Source organism: Actinomyces sp. HMT 175 (genome assembly GCF_016694895.1).
Taxonomy (GTDB): Bacteria; Actinomycetota; Actinomycetes; order Actinomycetales; family Actinomycetaceae; genus Actinomyces; species Actinomyces oris.
In genome coordinates this window covers 2,825,377-2,840,529 of record NZ_CP068012.1, presented here as the reverse complement: position 1 = coordinate 2,840,529, position 15,153 = coordinate 2,825,377, and the positions used below count along the sequence as shown (strand labels likewise).

The 15,153-nt window shown below is 68.4% G+C and carries 15 protein-coding genes; 7 read left to right on the top strand and 8 right to left on the bottom strand.

The features are described from left to right. Positions 1-127: 127 nt before the first annotated feature. The 4 genes from JJJ14_RS11820 to JJJ14_RS11805 all read left to right on the top strand — a co-directional run bounded on the left by JJJ14_RS11820 (position 128) and on the right by JJJ14_RS11805 (position 4,591). A complete protein-coding gene (locus JJJ14_RS11820; protein WP_201445181.1) occupies positions 128-838 on the top strand; it encodes an anaerobic ribonucleoside-triphosphate reductase activating protein in 711 nt (236 codons plus the stop codon). A 296-nt stretch (positions 839-1,134) separates the two neighbouring features. Next, positions 1,135-2,886: a catalase gene (locus JJJ14_RS11815; protein WP_201444240.1), complete on the top strand. Its 1,752-nt coding sequence runs from the start codon at positions 1,135-1,137 to the stop codon at positions 2,884-2,886. A 125-nt stretch (positions 2,887-3,011) separates the two neighbouring features. Continuing rightward, a complete protein-coding gene (locus JJJ14_RS11810; protein ID WP_075378963.1) occupies positions 3,012-3,398 on the top strand; it encodes a hypothetical protein in 387 nt (128 codons plus the stop codon). 122 nt (positions 3,399-3,520) lie between these two features. Continuing rightward, on the top strand, positions 3,521-4,591 hold the full coding sequence (locus tag JJJ14_RS11805) for a glycoside hydrolase family 16 protein (protein WP_201444239.1): 1,071 nt from the start codon (positions 3,521-3,523) through the stop codon (positions 4,589-4,591). Positions 4,592-4,761: 170 nt separating this feature from the next. On the opposite strand, the gene JJJ14_RS11800 is transcribed toward JJJ14_RS11805, so the two are convergent. Both JJJ14_RS11800 and JJJ14_RS11795 read right to left on the bottom strand, forming a co-directional pair. Beyond that, entirely contained in the window at positions 4,762-5,400 is a 639-nt protein-coding gene (locus JJJ14_RS11800) for a malonic semialdehyde reductase (RefSeq protein ID WP_075254072.1), read from the bottom strand. Positions 5,401-5,857: 457 nt separating this feature from the next. Then, positions 5,858-6,655 (bottom strand): CPBP family intramembrane glutamic endopeptidase, encoded by a 798-nt coding sequence (locus JJJ14_RS11795; protein WP_201444238.1) that lies wholly within the window; start codon positions 6,653-6,655, stop codon positions 5,858-5,860. Between the two features lie 713 nt (positions 6,656-7,368). Here JJJ14_RS11795 and JJJ14_RS12770 point away from each other — a divergent pair. Further along, complete coding sequence (locus tag JJJ14_RS12770) at positions 7,369-7,608, top strand: excalibur calcium-binding domain-containing protein (RefSeq protein WP_101559148.1); 240 nt, start codon at positions 7,369-7,371, stop codon at positions 7,606-7,608. A gap of 286 nt (positions 7,609-7,894) precedes the next feature. On the opposite strand, the gene JJJ14_RS11785 is transcribed toward JJJ14_RS12770, so the two are convergent. From JJJ14_RS11785 to JJJ14_RS11765, 5 genes are all read right to left on the bottom strand, one after another. After that, complete coding sequence (locus JJJ14_RS11785; RefSeq protein ID WP_201444237.1) at positions 7,895-8,335, bottom strand: hypothetical protein; 441 nt, start codon at positions 8,333-8,335, stop codon at positions 7,895-7,897. Positions 8,336-8,404: 69 nt separating this feature from the next. After that, positions 8,405-9,364, bottom strand: a complete 960-nt coding sequence (locus JJJ14_RS11780) for an HNH endonuclease (RefSeq protein WP_233431646.1) — start codon at positions 9,362-9,364, stop codon at positions 8,405-8,407. Between the two features lie 190 nt (positions 9,365-9,554). Further along, positions 9,555-10,298: a cupin gene (locus JJJ14_RS11775; protein WP_201444236.1), complete on the bottom strand. Its 744-nt coding sequence runs from the start codon at positions 10,296-10,298 to the stop codon at positions 9,555-9,557. Next, complete coding sequence (locus JJJ14_RS11770; protein ID WP_201444235.1) at positions 10,295-11,104, bottom strand: ABC transporter; 810 nt, start codon at positions 11,102-11,104, stop codon at positions 10,295-10,297. Before JJJ14_RS11770 ends, JJJ14_RS11775 begins: the two co-directional genes overlap by 4 nt. Further along, positions 11,101-11,913, bottom strand: coding sequence for an ABC transporter ATP-binding protein (locus JJJ14_RS11765; protein ID WP_201444234.1), 813 nt, complete (start codon positions 11,911-11,913; stop codon positions 11,101-11,103). Before JJJ14_RS11765 ends, JJJ14_RS11770 begins: the two co-directional genes overlap by 4 nt. Positions 11,914-12,043: 130 nt before the next feature. On the opposite strand from JJJ14_RS11765, the gene JJJ14_RS11760 reads away from it, so the two are divergent. Next, entirely contained in the window at positions 12,044-13,108 is a 1,065-nt protein-coding gene (locus tag JJJ14_RS11760; RefSeq protein WP_201444233.1) for a sensor histidine kinase, read from the top strand. Continuing rightward, positions 13,105-13,836 carry a response regulator transcription factor gene (locus JJJ14_RS11755; RefSeq protein WP_201444232.1) on the top strand — a complete coding sequence of 244 codons (732 nt, stop codon included), beginning with the start codon at positions 13,105-13,107 and terminating at the stop codon, positions 13,834-13,836. The genes JJJ14_RS11760 and JJJ14_RS11755 overlap by 4 nt, the downstream gene beginning before the upstream one ends. Before the next feature lie 137 nt (positions 13,837-13,973). On the opposite strand, the gene JJJ14_RS11750 is transcribed toward JJJ14_RS11755, so the two are convergent. After that, positions 13,974-15,152 (bottom strand): bifunctional glycosyltransferase family 2/GtrA family protein, encoded by a 1,179-nt coding sequence (locus tag JJJ14_RS11750; protein ID WP_201444231.1) that lies wholly within the window; start codon positions 15,150-15,152, stop codon positions 13,974-13,976. Between the last annotated feature and the right edge of the window lies 1 nt (position 15,153).

Sequence of the window (15,153 nt, the reverse complement as noted above, 5' to 3'; positions counted from 1 at the left end):
AGCGGTCCCGGTGCTATGACGACAAGACGTGAGAGGAGCAGTCGTGACCTCCCTGCCGAGAGGCTCGCATGCCTCCACATCCGTTCCGACGGCGAGGGGGAACTCCGACCGCCGGCCCGCCGACGACCTGGTGATCGCCGGGCTCGTCCCCATGAGCACGGTCGACTGGCCCGACCACCTGACCGCGACGGTCTTCCTGCAGGGCTGCCCCTGGAACTGCTTCTACTGCCACAACCAGGACCTCATCCCCACCCGCACGCCCGGCCAGGTGGCCTGGGAGGAGGTGCGCGCCCTGCTGCGCCGCCGGCGGGGACTGCTCGACGGCGTCGTGCTGACCGGAGGTGAGGCGCTGCGCCAGGACGCCCTGGCCGACGCCGCCCGCGAGGTCATCGACATGGGCTTCCAGGTGGGACTGCACACGGCCGGGCCCTACCCGCGGCGGCTGCACGACATGATCGCGGCCGGGCTCGTCAGCTGGGTGGGGCTGGACATCAAGGCTCTGCCCGAGCACTACGGGCAGGTGGTCGGCCGGGCGAACGCGGCCGCGAGGGCCTGGGAGAGCCTGGAGGTGCTCATCGAGGCGGCCGGCCGCGGCGGGCCCGATTTCGAGGTGCGCACCACCGTGGTGCCCGGGGATGTGACGGCTGACGACGCCGTGGAGGTGGCTCGGCGGGTGCACGCGGCGGGGGCGCGGGTCTACGCCCTCCAGCAGGCCCGCTCCGAGGGGACGAGCGGCGAGTTCGACGTAGTGGCGCCCGGCTGGGACGGGGCGTGCGAGCGCATGGCCGAGCGCATCGAGGCCCTGGGCTGGGACCGCTTCACCTACCGCCCGGCTTAGAGAGGCTGCCGTGGAGGGCGGTGTTCATGGTCGGTGTCCGCTGGTCAGCCGCCGATGCGCTGGTGGTGACCGCCGGCGAGCTTGCACGGTGTCCGACACCCACCGACACATTAGCAATCCCATTCAGTAGAGCAACTACTTAGACATCTCCTTATTGTTCGGCTATGGTTGCTGACAGGCGGTCATCTCGTCGTCGCGGCTGACAGCGGTCAGCGGTACCCACGGCGCCCTGACCGGCTCAGGCGCACCTCGCGCGTCGCGACACCCCGGCCCGCTGGCCGAGCAAGGAGATACTCATGAACGACACCAACCTGCCCGAGACCCCTCAGGACGGTGCTCCCGCCGGCTGCCCCATGTCCCGCGCCGGCCTTGGCGAGCACCTGCCCAGCCGCAACAACGCCGTCGGCCAGGGCCGCATGACGATGGCCAACGGCTCGCCCGTCTACAACAACCAGGACTCCATGACCGCCGGGCCCCGCGGCCCCGTCGCCCTCCAGGACGCCTGGCTGCTGGAGAAGCACGCCCACTTCAACCGCGAGGTCATCCCCGAGCGCCGCATGCACGCCAAGGGCTCAGGAGCCTGGGGCACCTTCACCGTCACCCGCGCCATTCCCGAGCTCACCCGCGCCGCGATCTTCTCCGCCGAGGGCAACCAGTGCGAGCTCTTCATGCGCTTCTCCACCGTCGCCGGCGAGCGCGGGGCCGCCGACGCCGAGCGCGACATCCGCGGCTTCGCCATGCGTTTCTTCACCTCCGAGGGAAACTGGGACGTCGTCGGCAACAACACCCCCGTCTTCTTCTTCCGTGATGGCAAGAAGTTCATCGACCTCAACCACGCCGTCAAGCGCGACCCCCGCACCAACCTGCGCAGCCCCAACACCAACTGGGACTTCTGGACCAGCCTGCCCGAGTCGCTCCTCCAGGTGACCATCACGATGTCCGACCGCGGCATCCCGTTGTCCTACCGCTACATGCACGGTTTCTCCTCGCACGCCTACTCCTTCATCAATGCCGAGGGCGTGCGCACCTGGGTGAAGTTCCACTTCCGTTCCCAGCAGGGTCTCGCCAACCTCACGGACCAGGAGGCCGCCGCCGTCATCGCCGAGGACCGCGAGTCCAACCAGCGCGATCTGTACGAGTCCATCGAGAAGGGCCAGTACCCCCGCTGGACCATGTACGTCCAGACCATGACCGTTGAACAGGCCGAGGCCCTGACCGACTTCAACCCCTTCGACCTGACGAAGATGTGGCCCAAGGCGGACTTCCCCTTCCAGGAGGTTGGCGTCCTCGAGCTCAACAGGAACCCCGACAACTACTTCCAGGACGTCGAGCAGGCCGGCTTCACGCCCCAGAACATCGTGCCCGGCATCGGCTACTCGCCGGACAGGATGCTCCAGGCCCGCCTCTTCTCCTACGGTGACGCCCAGCGCTACCGCCTCGGTGTCAACCACCACCAGATTCCGGTCAACTCCCCGCGCGGCGTCGCCTGCCCCCACGGCTTCCACCGCGACGGCGCCATGCGGGTGGACGGCAACGCCGGATCCCAGAACGCCTACGAGCCCAACTCCTACGGCAACTGGCAGGACTCGCGCGAGCTCTCCGAGCCCGTCCAGGCCGGAGGCGACGTCGCCATGTACGACTTCCGCGAGGACGACCACAACTACTACACCCAGCCCGGGATGCTCTGGTGCGCCATGACGCCCGAGCAGCAGCTCGTCCTGTGCGAGAACACCGCCCGCGCCATGGGGGACTCGACCCTGCAGATCAAGCACCGCCACATCTTCAACTGCTACCAGGCGGACCCCGACTACGGCCGTGGTGTGGCCCAGGCTCTGGGCATCGACATCGACAGCGTGGACCTCAGCGGCGCTACCGCCGACTCCTACGAGCTGTGGCTCGCGCGCAACCGCGCCAACGCCGAGCTCGATGTCCCGACGTCGCCCGCGGCCCCCGCCTCGGCCGCGAACCTCGGTCCGGCAGGCCGCGACACGAACGTGGCTGACCCGACCACCCTGACCGACCCGATGAACGACCCCTACGTGCTCTGAGCACTGCGTCCCGGTGCCCGACGGTGGCCCGCCATCTCCCAGCGGAGGCGGTGGGCCGCCGTCGGGGATCGCTGTGGGGAGCGGTGTCCATGGTCGGGCGGTGGGTGCGCTACTAGCCTCGGGGCATGAGCTACGACATCCTGATCTTCGAGCCGGCGGCGGTCTCAGACGAGGAATTCCCGCAGTGGTGGGAACAGATCTCCCGTTGGGAGGAGCCGCGCGACTACTACACCACCGAGGGCTCTACCCCGGCGATCAGGTCCTTCTACCGAGACCTCATACGCGTCTTCCCTCCGTTCAACGGCCCCGATGCGCTGAGCGAGGAGGAGCTCGAGGAGCGGGAGGCCGAAGGGCTGCCGGTCGCCGACTACACCATCGGCGCTGACTTCATTTACGTCGGTGTCGGCTGGTCGGATGCGAACGCGCTCGTCAAGATCGTCGGCCAGATGGCCTGGACGCATCGGCTTGCAGTCGCCTACGTCAGTGATGACAGTTCGATCGTCCGGCCGTAGCGGCGGGCGGGGCCGCGGCGCCACGCTGACCTCTCATAAGCGCGGGTGTCTTGTCCGATAACTACCGACTGGTTAGGCTTCTCGTATCTGCTGGAAGGGTTCCCGCATCAAAGGAGACGACCGTGAAACCCGCACGAGCAACCCAGCTCCTCATGACCGCGGGTCTCGCCGTGGCGACGGTCACCGCTTGCTTCCCAGTCCAGCCCCAGGGTGCGGGCCCGGGGGCTGCTGCTCTGTCGACCAGTGTCGGCACCGAGCAGGCATCCCCCGGCGGCCCGGCCAGTGCGGCGGCCTCGGTGCCGCCGGCCGGTAATGCCTCCGTGCCGGCGGCACCGTCGTCGAGCATGGGGGAGACGACCACTGCTGCCCCGTCCGGTGAGCCCTCCGCCTTGCCGAGCGAGACCGCCGCCTCCCCGTCCGACGCCGCAACCGCCCCGCCCTCGCAACTCTCCGAGGGGTCGGGTCGGGGGCGCTCCGAGGTCGAGATCGACGGCTGGAACGTCGACTTCTTTGAGGGCTTTGACGCCTCCATCGAGGAGACTGGTTGGGAGCAATACGGCGATAACCCCCTCACCGATCCGGGAGCCATGGGCATGAGGTTGAGGAGGGACTCCTTCACTCAGAACGGCGAGCTCATCATCCGCACCCAGTACCAGGATGGTCAGTGGAGCGCCGGTGGTGCCTCGACCAACAAGGTCTTCACAGCTTCGCGTGGCCGGTGGGAGGTGCGCGCCAAGTTCCCCCGGGCAAAGGGCATCGGGTACGCGATCCTGCTGTGGCCCGAGGACCAGAAGGCGCCGCCGGAGATCGATTTCGTCGAGGGGCGCTTCCATGGTCCGCCGGTGGTGGGCACCTACCACTGGGGTGATGCCACTCCGGAAGGGCACATGCGGAAGCAAGTGAGCCTCGACAACCCTGACATGGGTGGTTGGCACACATATGGCGTCATCGTGGAGGACGAGTACATCGCCTTCACCTTCGACGGCCAGGAGTGGGGCCGGATCACTCGGGACGACGTCGGCGAGGACATCTCCAGCAAGCAGATGTTCCTCGGGGTCCAGAGTGGGGCGATGAATCCCAACCACGCCTACGCCAAATGGTACGAGACCGTTGACGGCGGTGTCCCCGGCCCGCTCACTCCGGCCGTCTCCGACATTCAGATCGACTACGTCGCCCACTACACCAGGGGGTAGCTCGGCGCGCCAGCGCCCTGACTGGTGAGCTGAAGTCTCTCGATGCCATTCACCTGGCGACTGCGACGCTGCTGGACGACCCTCGCCACCCGGTCACGGTTCTGACTCATGACGCCCGCCTGGCCGACGCCGCCCGGTCCCGAGGCCTGGGCGCGATCGACCCGCTGGGCTCATAGCACCCGATAGACCTCCTCGAAGGGCAGGCGCGGGTTGCGCTCCTGGTAGGCGTCTGGCCCTGGGTGACCGACGTTGATGACCAGCAGCACCTCCACGTCCTGACCGGCGAAGAACTCTGTCGCCAACGCCTCGGCGTCGTCTCCGTTCATGGGGCCGGCTGCCAGCCCGACGGCGCGAATCGCCTGAATGACGTAGGCCGTCTGGATCAGCGCTGAGGCGCGTGCCCAACGCGCCCGCATCTCCGCCCCGCCCTCCTCCAGCAGCCGCTGGTAGCGCTCGCCGCGCGGGTGCAGCCGTGGCAGGGACCCGGCGAAGGAGCGGTCGGCTGCGCAGACGAGGGTGAGAGGCGCCCCCGCGGCCTGCTCGCGATTACCGCGAGGAAGACAGGGCAGCAGGCGTTCCCGGGCTGCCGCCGATCGGACGGCTACCACCCGTAGCGGCTGGGCGTTGACCGCCGTCGGCGCCCACTTGGCCAGCTCATGGATCGCCCGCAGCTGGGCGTCGGTCACCGGCTCGTCGGTGAAGGTGTAGGCGGTGCGTGCCCCGCTGAACAGCAGCGAAGCGTCGGACTCGGTCAGGATGGACTCGTCGGGCACGGGGCCCGGAACCGGAACGGGGGAGACGACTGCCATACTCCGATTGAAGCACGCGCCGTCTCCCCCGGGGCGGATGTTGTCCCGACAAGGCAGTCTTGCTGTCCCCGCCCTTGCTCGCCTCGCCCTCCTGACGTGCGGCCTCGCAGCGGGTCTCCGTCGCGCAGGCGATCCATGCGATGGCGGAGAGTATGCGCTGTGAGGGCCACGGTCTTGCTGCACGAGAAGTAGCCGTTCTTCTCGATGGGAGGGTGAGGCTCCGGGCCGAGCGCTGTAGGGAATGAGGCAGGAAGTTATGGATGAGAATGCCGCTCCTGGCGCTCGGCCTGATTGTGGTGGTCTGTATCTCCTCCTTGTGTCCCGTGCTGACGAGGCGCGTCGAGCGCCGTCAACAGTGAAGCTGTCGAGGGCAAGCCAATCGGAGCCGATGTTGCGAGGGTGTTGGCGCAAACGCTTATGTTTCCGCAACGCCCGGGCGGGGTGGCGGGGAGTCGCTTCAGTGCAGGAGGAGGGGCAGGAAGGCGCTGAGGTTGTTGAGGCAGTGGATGCTCGCTGGGTAGAGCAGGTTGCGGTCAGTCTTGACATAGAGCAGCCCGCAGCTGAGCCCGAAGAAGGCGTGCGGGATGACGCTCAGCACCTCGGAGAGCGCGAACGAGTGCATGTGCAGCGCACCGAAAAGAACGCTGGAGACGACAACAGCCACCCAGGTCGGCGCGAAGCGCTCGATGAGCCCAATGAGGAACTGGCGGAAGAACATCTCCTCCACAATCGGCCCCACGATCCCGAGCACGACGACGATGATGATCGGCGGGAACATCTGAATGACTTCGGCAACGCTGGCGTCATTCTGCAGGATTGCTCCGGACAGGCCGGCGAGGTTGAGCAGGGCCGAGGAGGCCAGGCCGCCGATGAGCTCGATCACCAAGGTGGCGAGTCCGCCCACGATGAGAGTGAGGACGGCCCGCCGCTTACGGGCCGCTACCTGACGGGCGGCCAGGGCCAGTGGGTGGCGGAAGGCGACGCAGCCGACGGCGAAGAGAGCGATGTAGAGCGCGAGGCCGGTTGCGGGGCCGGCGTCCTCGGAGATGAGAAAGTGGCCGAGGTGGAGAGGGAAGAAGAAGGCGTAGACGCTTGTGAAAATGACCAGCGCGACGGTGCTCAGTCGGTCGGGGCGGGTGCTTGCGGTCGGAGTTGAGACCGGAGCGGGACTCGGAGCGGAGTCCGACGGCGCAGGATCCGGTGCTCCGAAGGCGGTCGGCGTCTGCTGGGACAGGGACGTGCGGGAGGTGCTCATGGCCGGGAGTGTGCGGCGGTCGGCCCGAGAGCGGCATCGCCCCGGCGGCTGAGCCTCGGTGCGCCCCTCAGACCCTGGTTCGTCAGACTCCGGTTTGACTCCTAAGCCTCGCTGAGCTGCCCGAGCGCATGTGTGGCCGGCTGTTGTGGGGTTGGAAGACTGCGCACTAATCGTAAAAATAAGGGACAATCGTCAAGCGGTCTCACTTCGATTTCTATTCTCGGCAACAGTAAAAAATATGTGTATCAATCCGATTGCATTTTATGGCTGCGTGAGTTATTACTACCCCTGGAGTGCTTCAATTCTATCGGCTAGCCGCCCACCATCCCTTCTCCTGACTCGAGGCTCTCGTGAACGCGCCCTCTTTGTCCCCTATTTCTCCCATATTTTCCCGCTCGTCTGTTTCATCAGTGTCTTCCTCGACGTCGAGGCTGCGGGGGCTGCTGAGGACCTCGGCTCCTGTGCTCCTCGCCCTGGTTCTTGGCGTTGGAATCGCCGGCTGCGGGGTTCCGTCCGTGGCTGATGATGCGGGTTCACCGACACCGGCACCATCTCCGACGGTGACTGCTTCGCCGTCGCCGTCACCCACTCCGACTCCCTCTCCGTCGCCTACTCCCAGTCCCACCCCATCCCCGACCCCGAGTCCTACGCCTAGGCCGTCGCCGATTCCGACGACGCAGGCCCCGCCATCGCAGCCTCCGTTGCAGCCTCTCATGCAGGAGTCTGAGCCGACGCAAGAGCCTGAGCCAGAGTCGACACCAGAAGAGGAGACTCAGGCCGGCGGTGGTGCGGCGGCTCCTGCGCCCGTGCCGGAGCCGAGGCAGGAGAGCATGTACTTTCCCAACTGCAAGAAGGCAAAGGAGGCGGGAGCAGCTCCCTTGTATCGGGGCGATCCTGGATACCGCGAGGAGCTGGATCGAGACCGGGACGGCATCGCCTGCGAGATCAAATAGAGGTATCCCATTGATGACCGCCATCGAGAGCGATGGTGGCGTGAGGGTCTCACCCGCTCCATGTGCGTCGTTCGCAACGTCCTGGCGTTGCGAACGACGCACATCGGTTGGGAGTGGCCCGTGGGCCATGCGTAAGGTGCGTGACGTTTGCGCACATCGTGCGACTTCGGGTGCCGCAATGCGAGCGGAGGTCGACCATGTGCGGGCGGAGACTTGCGGAACCCTTGAACCCGCGTGCCGTGCAGGGAGCAGTGCCCGCGACGGTCAGGATTTCACCGACGCCGCCTCAGGCGGCTGGCCGGTCCGCACGTGACGCTGCTCGGACGGCGTCTGCTGCGGTGGGTGCCTGAACCTGTGTGCTCCAGGCACCGATGGCTACCTCCAGCCGTCGCCGGCCCGGGAGGACGGCGACGGGCTCGCGCTGACCGTCCTTGGTCGTGCCGATGACGGTGAACCAGACCGGCCGGCCGAGGCGGTGGAGCAGATCTGTTCCTTCCGGCTCTGCGGCGAGATGATCCAAGACAACGTCGAGTGCCGCTCTCCAGGTCTGCATCTCGATCCCTGTCTCGGCGTGCGCGCGTAGGAGGTCGGCGACGAGTAGCATGACGTCGTCTTGAGCGGTGTCGTCTGTGGGGTGCCAGTGCTTGCCGATGATGGCGGCGAGGCGATCAGCGTGTTCAAGCACCGCCGCCTCGGCTTCAGTCGTGATGTCTCGTGAGTGGATCATGATGGGCTCCTTCGAGTGGTGAAAGCCCATTGTCTGGAGTGGTACGTAGCTTGCTGGAAGCTTTGGGGCCTACCCGACTGTCTGCTCCTCTGTCTGGAGGAACTCTTTGAAGTGTTCGGCAAGGCGGTCGCCATCAGGGCGCATCTGTTTGGCGGCAGGCACGTGCGTCAGGGAGCGGCCTTCAAATGGCAGTAAGCCAGTTTGCAGATGGACGGTCTCGATGCGTTTTGCTCGTGTCGCCACGTGGATACGACGGTCGGCGTCGATGCCGAGGAGGTGACGGTCGTAGGCGGTGTGGTGGAGCCTGCACAGGGCCAAACCATTGCTGACCTCAGGGACTCCCGCTTCCCTGGAGTCGGCGATGATGTGCGAGGCTTCCAGGAGCTGCGCGTGCGGAAGATCGCAGACTGCGCAAGAGATCTGGTAGGCACTGAGTACGTGCTCCCTGAAGTCGTGCTGGTGGATTCGCTCCTTCGTCCATCTGGAAACGTACTTCTTCTCGATCTGGCCAGAATCCTTGTGATATGAGGTGGCTGGTGTCGTCTCATCGATGGCGATGATGAACTCTGCATTGCGTTCGTCGATGTCGACGATGTAGGCGGGGAACCGGGCGTAATAGAACAGCGTTGACGGGGTCGGCTTCACTCCCACGAGCCAGGCGAGGGGATAGTTCCGCTGGGCGGCTACCTTCATCGCATCGTTAGCCCACTTCTTCGTATCGGAGAACTTGTAGCGAAGTAACCCACTGTCGTCAATCCGGTCGGCGTACGGTGCTTCTTTTCTGGGATCGGGGGCTGCTGTCTTGAATGTCAGGGCGGCCTCAAATTCTTGTGGCTTCCAAATCCCCTGCGATTGATGAGTGAGGCGGAAGTGGTGGCCATGCCAAGAGAAACCGTCCATTAACTCTTTGTGAGAGAAGAGTTCGTGGCCACTCATCTGCTCTGCCTCGAACCACTGCATGGCGGCCAAGTGCGCATCACGCTCCTCCAAAGGAGTAAAAATTTGCCGGTCCATGGTGGCGTTCCTCATGAAAAGAGCAGGTGAGAGATTGGGATGTCTGCCTGCGATGGCAGAATGTCTCTGCGAGAGTATATCGTGCTGGAACGATGCTGAGTGATCTGGGTCTACTCGGCAAGGGATAGGGGTGGGAGGGTCCTCACCCGCTCCCACCCCTGGCGTTGATGGGCGGTGGCTGGGTCGACCTGTGGCGTCCTGATACTCATCCGTCCGCCCGCACCAGCCGGACGATGCCGGCGGCCTGGGCGGCCGTCGTCCAGGCCAGGATGATGAGTCCGGCAGAGGTGACGTCCGCCCGCGATGCGTCCGCCGCAAGCCAGATCTGGGCCGCCTGCCCCGGAATCCAGCGGGTGGCGTCGCCCAGGAACACGGCCAGCTGCGGTGCCAGAACCACCAGCACCACAGCCGCCGTCGAGGCACCAATGACGCTGCGCAGCGCCGCACCGAGCCCAGCCGACAGCAGCAGCACCGCCGTCAACCAGACCACGGCCCTCCCGCCGGCCCACAGCGCCGCCGTCGATATCGTCGGGCACGCCGCCAGGCTCGCTCCGACCAGGACGCTCGCCGCCACCAGTCCCGTACCGGCCAGCACCATGAGCCGCGCCACCGCCAGCCGACCCCGTGCCGGCGTCACCAGCAGACTCGTCATGCCCTGCGCCGTGGAGTGCTCAGCACCCGCCGCGGCCACCCCGGCCGCCACGAAGCCGATCTGCACCGCCAGCGCCCACACCGGAGCGACCTCCTCGAAACCGAGGCCCCGCCCATCCACCACGTCACGCAGAACCGACATCATCGTGGCGGCCGCAGCCCCGCCCGCCACCGCCGCCGACCACCACATCGCCGGCAGCGTCACCACCTTCACCAGCTCCGCGCGCAGCGCCCGCCCCCAGACGGTCGCCACCCCAGCGGTAGCCCTCACCCTGCTGGCCGCACCGGCCCCGCTCATGCGTCCCGCCTCATCCACACCCAGCAGCACACCGCCGCGCACCCGCCCGCCCACGCCGCGCAGACGGCGGCCGCCATCGGGATCGACAGCAGCTCGACAAGCCGGTAGTAGTTGAGCGTCGTCGGGTTCGCAATGAGCCGCACCGCCGCCGTGTCCGGCAGGAACCGGGCCGCATCGGTGGACTTGATGAGCAGCACCCCCGGCGAGAGCATCGTCGACATCGCGACGAGGACCGTCATCGACACCAGCGCGCTGCGCGTCACCATCGCCAGCGCCATCGACGCCATCGCCGAGAACACCCACCACGTCAGGATCCCCGTCAGCATCCACCAGGGCACCGACTCGAAGGGCACGTTCGCCTCCAGCAGGTGCCGGCACAGCGCGAAAGTCCCCGCCCACGCCGTCGCCAGCAGCACCGTCGCAGCCCCCAGCACCACGAGCAGCTTCGCGGCCACCGCCGCCCCGCGCCGTGGCAGCACCAGCATCGTCGTCGCCACCTGTCGCGGAGCGCTGGAGGCCCCGCTCGTGCGCGGATCACTCGCGTACTCGCTGACCACCACACTCACCGCCAGCACCACGATCCCCGTCGTCCCCACGTACAGCCCGATGACGCCGACGTCGCCCAGTCGCGCAGGTGCATCCGGGTCGCCGGCCGCCAGCCGCGCCGCCAGGTCATGATCCGTGTAGTACTCGATCAGGAGCGGCAGGACGATCGCCAACGCAGCCCCCAGCCAGACCCCCGGCAGACCCACCGTCTTGCGCACCTCCGCCTTGAGGGAGCGCACCAGCGCCGTCGCCGCACTCATGAACGGCCCCCGTCCTCGCGCTCAGCCCGGCCCGCCCGGCCCTCCCGGTCGGCCCGTCCAGTCCGGCCAGCCTGACCGGCCCCACCGCCGACCCCGCTGCCGGCCTCGCCCCCGGTCGGGGCAGTCAGTGAGAAGAACGCCTCCTCCAGGTTCGCGTAACCCGCCGCGACCTCCTCCAGCGTCCCGGCCGCCCGCACCCGCCCGCCGGCGATGACGACAACGTCGTCGGCCACCTCAGCCAGCTCAGCCAGAACATGACTGGACAGCAGGACCGTGCCCCCGGCGTCGGCCCGCTGCCGAAGCAGCCTGCGGATCCACCGGATCCCCTCCGGGTCCAGGCCATTGACCGGCTCGTCGAGGATGAGCACCTCCGGGTCACCCAGCAGCGCCGTCGCCAGCCCCAGGCGCTGCCCCATTCCCAAGGAGAAGGTGCGCACCCGCCGCCCGGCCGCCTCACTCAGCCCGACGACGTCGAGCACCTCAGCCACCCGACGCCGACTGATTCCCGCACCCGAGGCCACCCAACCCAGGTGACCACGGGCCGTGCGCGAGGGATGCGCGCCCGAGCCGTCGAGCACCGCCCCCACCGTGCGCAGCGGCTCACGCAGCTCGCGGTAGGGGCGACCGCCGATGAGCGCCCGCCCACCGTCGACCCGGTCCAGACCCAGTAGACACCTCAGGGTCGAGGACTTACCGGCACCGTTCGGCCCCACGAATCCGGTGACGCGGCCCGGACGCGCCTCCAGGCTCACGCCGTGAAGCACCTCCCGCGCCCCGTGCCGCTTGACGAGGTTCTCAATAGCGATCATGGGCCAACTCCAGCGCGCCGAGCGGCAGCGCGCATCGGCCGCCCAGCCGAGGCGGTCCCGCCACCTCAGACCCAGGTCCGTCAGACCCCGGTTCGATGAAGCGCCCGAGCCGCCTTCCTAGACTGGCCGCGTGCCAGCCCCAGACGTCCCACCGCGCCACTCGCCGCTCGGGCGCGCCATCACCGGGCTGACCGTGATTGTTCTTGGCCTGGGCACCCTGGTCGGCTACTCCCCGGATCCTTCTCGGCGCGCCCAGATGACGGTGCTGCTCGTCATGGCTGGGCTCGTCGCCGCCTCCCTGTGGCTGCGGCGGCGCGACCGGCGTGCCCACGAGCGGCGCCTGACCCAGGAGACCGCCGCGCGCGCCGTCGCCGAGGACCGCCTCGTCATCGCACGTGAGCTGCACGACGCCGTCTCCGGCAACCTCGGCGCCATCACCGTGCGCTGCGCCGTGGCCCGGCGACTCGAGACCACCCCCGACGGGTTGCGAACCGCACTCGACGACGTCGAGACCGCCTCCCGCGAGGCCACCGACGCGTTGCGGCGCATGCTCTCCGTCCTGCGCGACGGAAACAGGCCCCCGACGCCCGGGGCGCTGGCGGCGGTCCCGGCGGGAGACGCGCCGGCAGCCGGCCCCGGCCCCGTCAACAGTCTCGCCGAGGCCCTTCGGGAGCTGATCGGCAGGGCCCGCCGCACCGGTGTCACCGTCGATCTCGACGCCGATGCGCCGCACATCGGCGCAGATGCGGGCGCTGCCCAAGCCTGGGCGATGACCGATGGTCTCCCGGCTTCGACGGCGCAGGCCGCTACCCGGGTCGTGGCCGAGGCGCTGGCCAACACCGCCCGCCACGCCGGCCCCACGCGCGCCCGCGTGATCCTCCGCCGGGAGCTGGGACGGCTGCGCATCGCCGTTGTCGACGACGGGCCCGTAACCGGATGGGAGCCCCACCCTGGGGCCGGGCAAGGACTGCGCGGACTTCACGAGACCCTGACCGCGCTCGGTGGAACCCTGACTGCAGGCCCCCGCGCCGACGCTCCCGGCTTCGCCGTCGAGTCCATCCTGCCCATTCCCACCGACGACGCGGCCGGGGCCACCGGCAGCACCCGGGGTTGCGGGGACAGTGCGGGCCCGGAACGCAGACCCGGTAGTGAGTCACCGGATACCGATCCCAGGAGCGACAGGGGCAAGCCATGACGGATCCCACCAGTGTGCCGACCGACAAGACCGACAAGACCGGCGGGTCTCCCGGCGCCCCCATCCGGATCCTCATCGCCGAGGACCAGGCCCTCCTGCGCACCACCCTGGCCGCCCTGCTCGAGTCCGAGCCCGGCATGAGCGTCGTCGGCCTGGCCGAGGACGGTGCCCGCGCAGTTGCCCTGGCTGCTGAGCTGCGCCCCGACGTCGTCCTCATGGACATCCAGATGCCGGGCCTGACCGGCATCGAGGCCACCAGAAGGATCTGCGCCGACCCGACGCTCGCGGCCACGCGCGTCCTCATCCTCACCATGTTCGAGATCGACGACTACGTCCTGGGCGCCCTGCGCGCCGGCGCCTGCGGCTTCCTGCTCAAGGACGCCGACCCGCAGTCCCTCGTTGACGCCGTGCGCACCGTCCACGAAGGGCAGTCGCTGCTCAGCCCCCAGGTGCTGGCCCGCCTCGTGGCCCGCATGCCGCGCACGACGTCGACCGGCACCTCCCGTAGCACCTGGACCGGTGAGGTCGAGGCCCTCACGCCCCGCCAGCGCGAGGTTCTCCTGCTCATCGCCCGGGGCCTGTCCAACAGTGAGATCGAGGTCGAGCTCGGCATCACCCGGGCCACTTGCCGCAGTCACATCACCGCGCTCCTGGCCCGACTGGGCGCCCGCGACCGCGCCCAGCTCGTCATCGCCGCCTACGAGGCCGGCCTCATCAGCCCCCGTTGAGGTCAACCGGGACGATCTGGCGCGAGGTCGTACCTTAGGGCGTGAGATCGAGGGGTAAGGGTACGACCTCGAGACCTACGGTACGACCTCGCGGAGGTCGGCACAGCCCTGGCCGCCCCAACCGTCCCGGGCCCGCCTCACCTCCGCTCCTTGAACACCAGCCGGCGCTGCGCCACGTAGCTGGCCACGTAGATGGCCCCGTCGCCGAGAACCTTGGCGATCCCCAGGGGAATCCCGACCGCCGTGAGCGCCTTGAGCATCAGGTAGCTGGCCGCCAGCAGGCTCACCGCCAGGACCGTGTACCGCACCGCCGTGCGCACCACGGTCCCGCGCCGCGCCCGGAAGACCCGGCGATTCATGAAGAAGTTCGCCGTCCCGGACACCAGCCGCGCCCCCACGACTGCCGCCAGCAGGCTGCCCGTCATCGCGAAGATGACCATGACACCCAGCCAGTCGATCCCGAAGCTCGCCAGCGACGCCCCTATGAACCGCAGCAGCGGAGCATAGATCCGCGCCGAGTCCTGCACCGGCCGGAAGTGGGAGGAGGTGTTGCCCGGCTCGTAGACCGTGGCGATCTCCACCTGCTCCACCGCCATCCCCAGCTCGTGAGCGCGCAGCAGCGCGGAGAGCTCGTACTCGTAGCGGTCCCCGGGAACCTCCTGCAGCCACGCCAGCTGCCCGGCGGGGTAGCCGCGCAGACCCGTCTGGGTGTCGCCCAGCCTCCAGCCGGTCGCGCCCCGGAACAGCAGGGCAGTCACGTCGTTACCGATCCGGCTGCGCAGCGGAACCGGCCCGGTGAAGCGCCGCACCCCCAGGGTCATGTGCCCGGTCTCCCGCACCCGAGCGGCCACGGCCTCAATGTCCGACGGCGTGTGCTGCCCGTCGGCGTCGGCGCACACCACGTCCGCATCGGGCCAGGTGACGGCCGCGTGAGCCAGGCCCGTGCGCAGCGCCTGGCCTTTGCCCTGGTTGACCGGGGAGCTGACGACCTCGGCGCCCCGAGTGCGGGCGGCGGAGAAGAAGGGCGCGTACTGCGGCCCCGAGCCGTCGTCGACGACCAGCACCGCGCAGTCCCGGCGCGCCTCGCGCAGACGGGCCACGAGCACTGCCAGACGCTCATCGGGCTTATAGGCCGGGATGAGGACCACGAGCGCCACCGCCGCCCGGGGACGGCGCTTGCCCCCGGCCCGCGCCGCCGTCCGGTTGGCCGCGGTCCGGTTGGCCGCCGTCCGATTGGCAGCGGTCCGGTTCGTGGGGGCGACGACCCGCGGCAGGACGCGCGGCGAGATCTGAAGGGCTGTGTCGGTGCCGCTCATC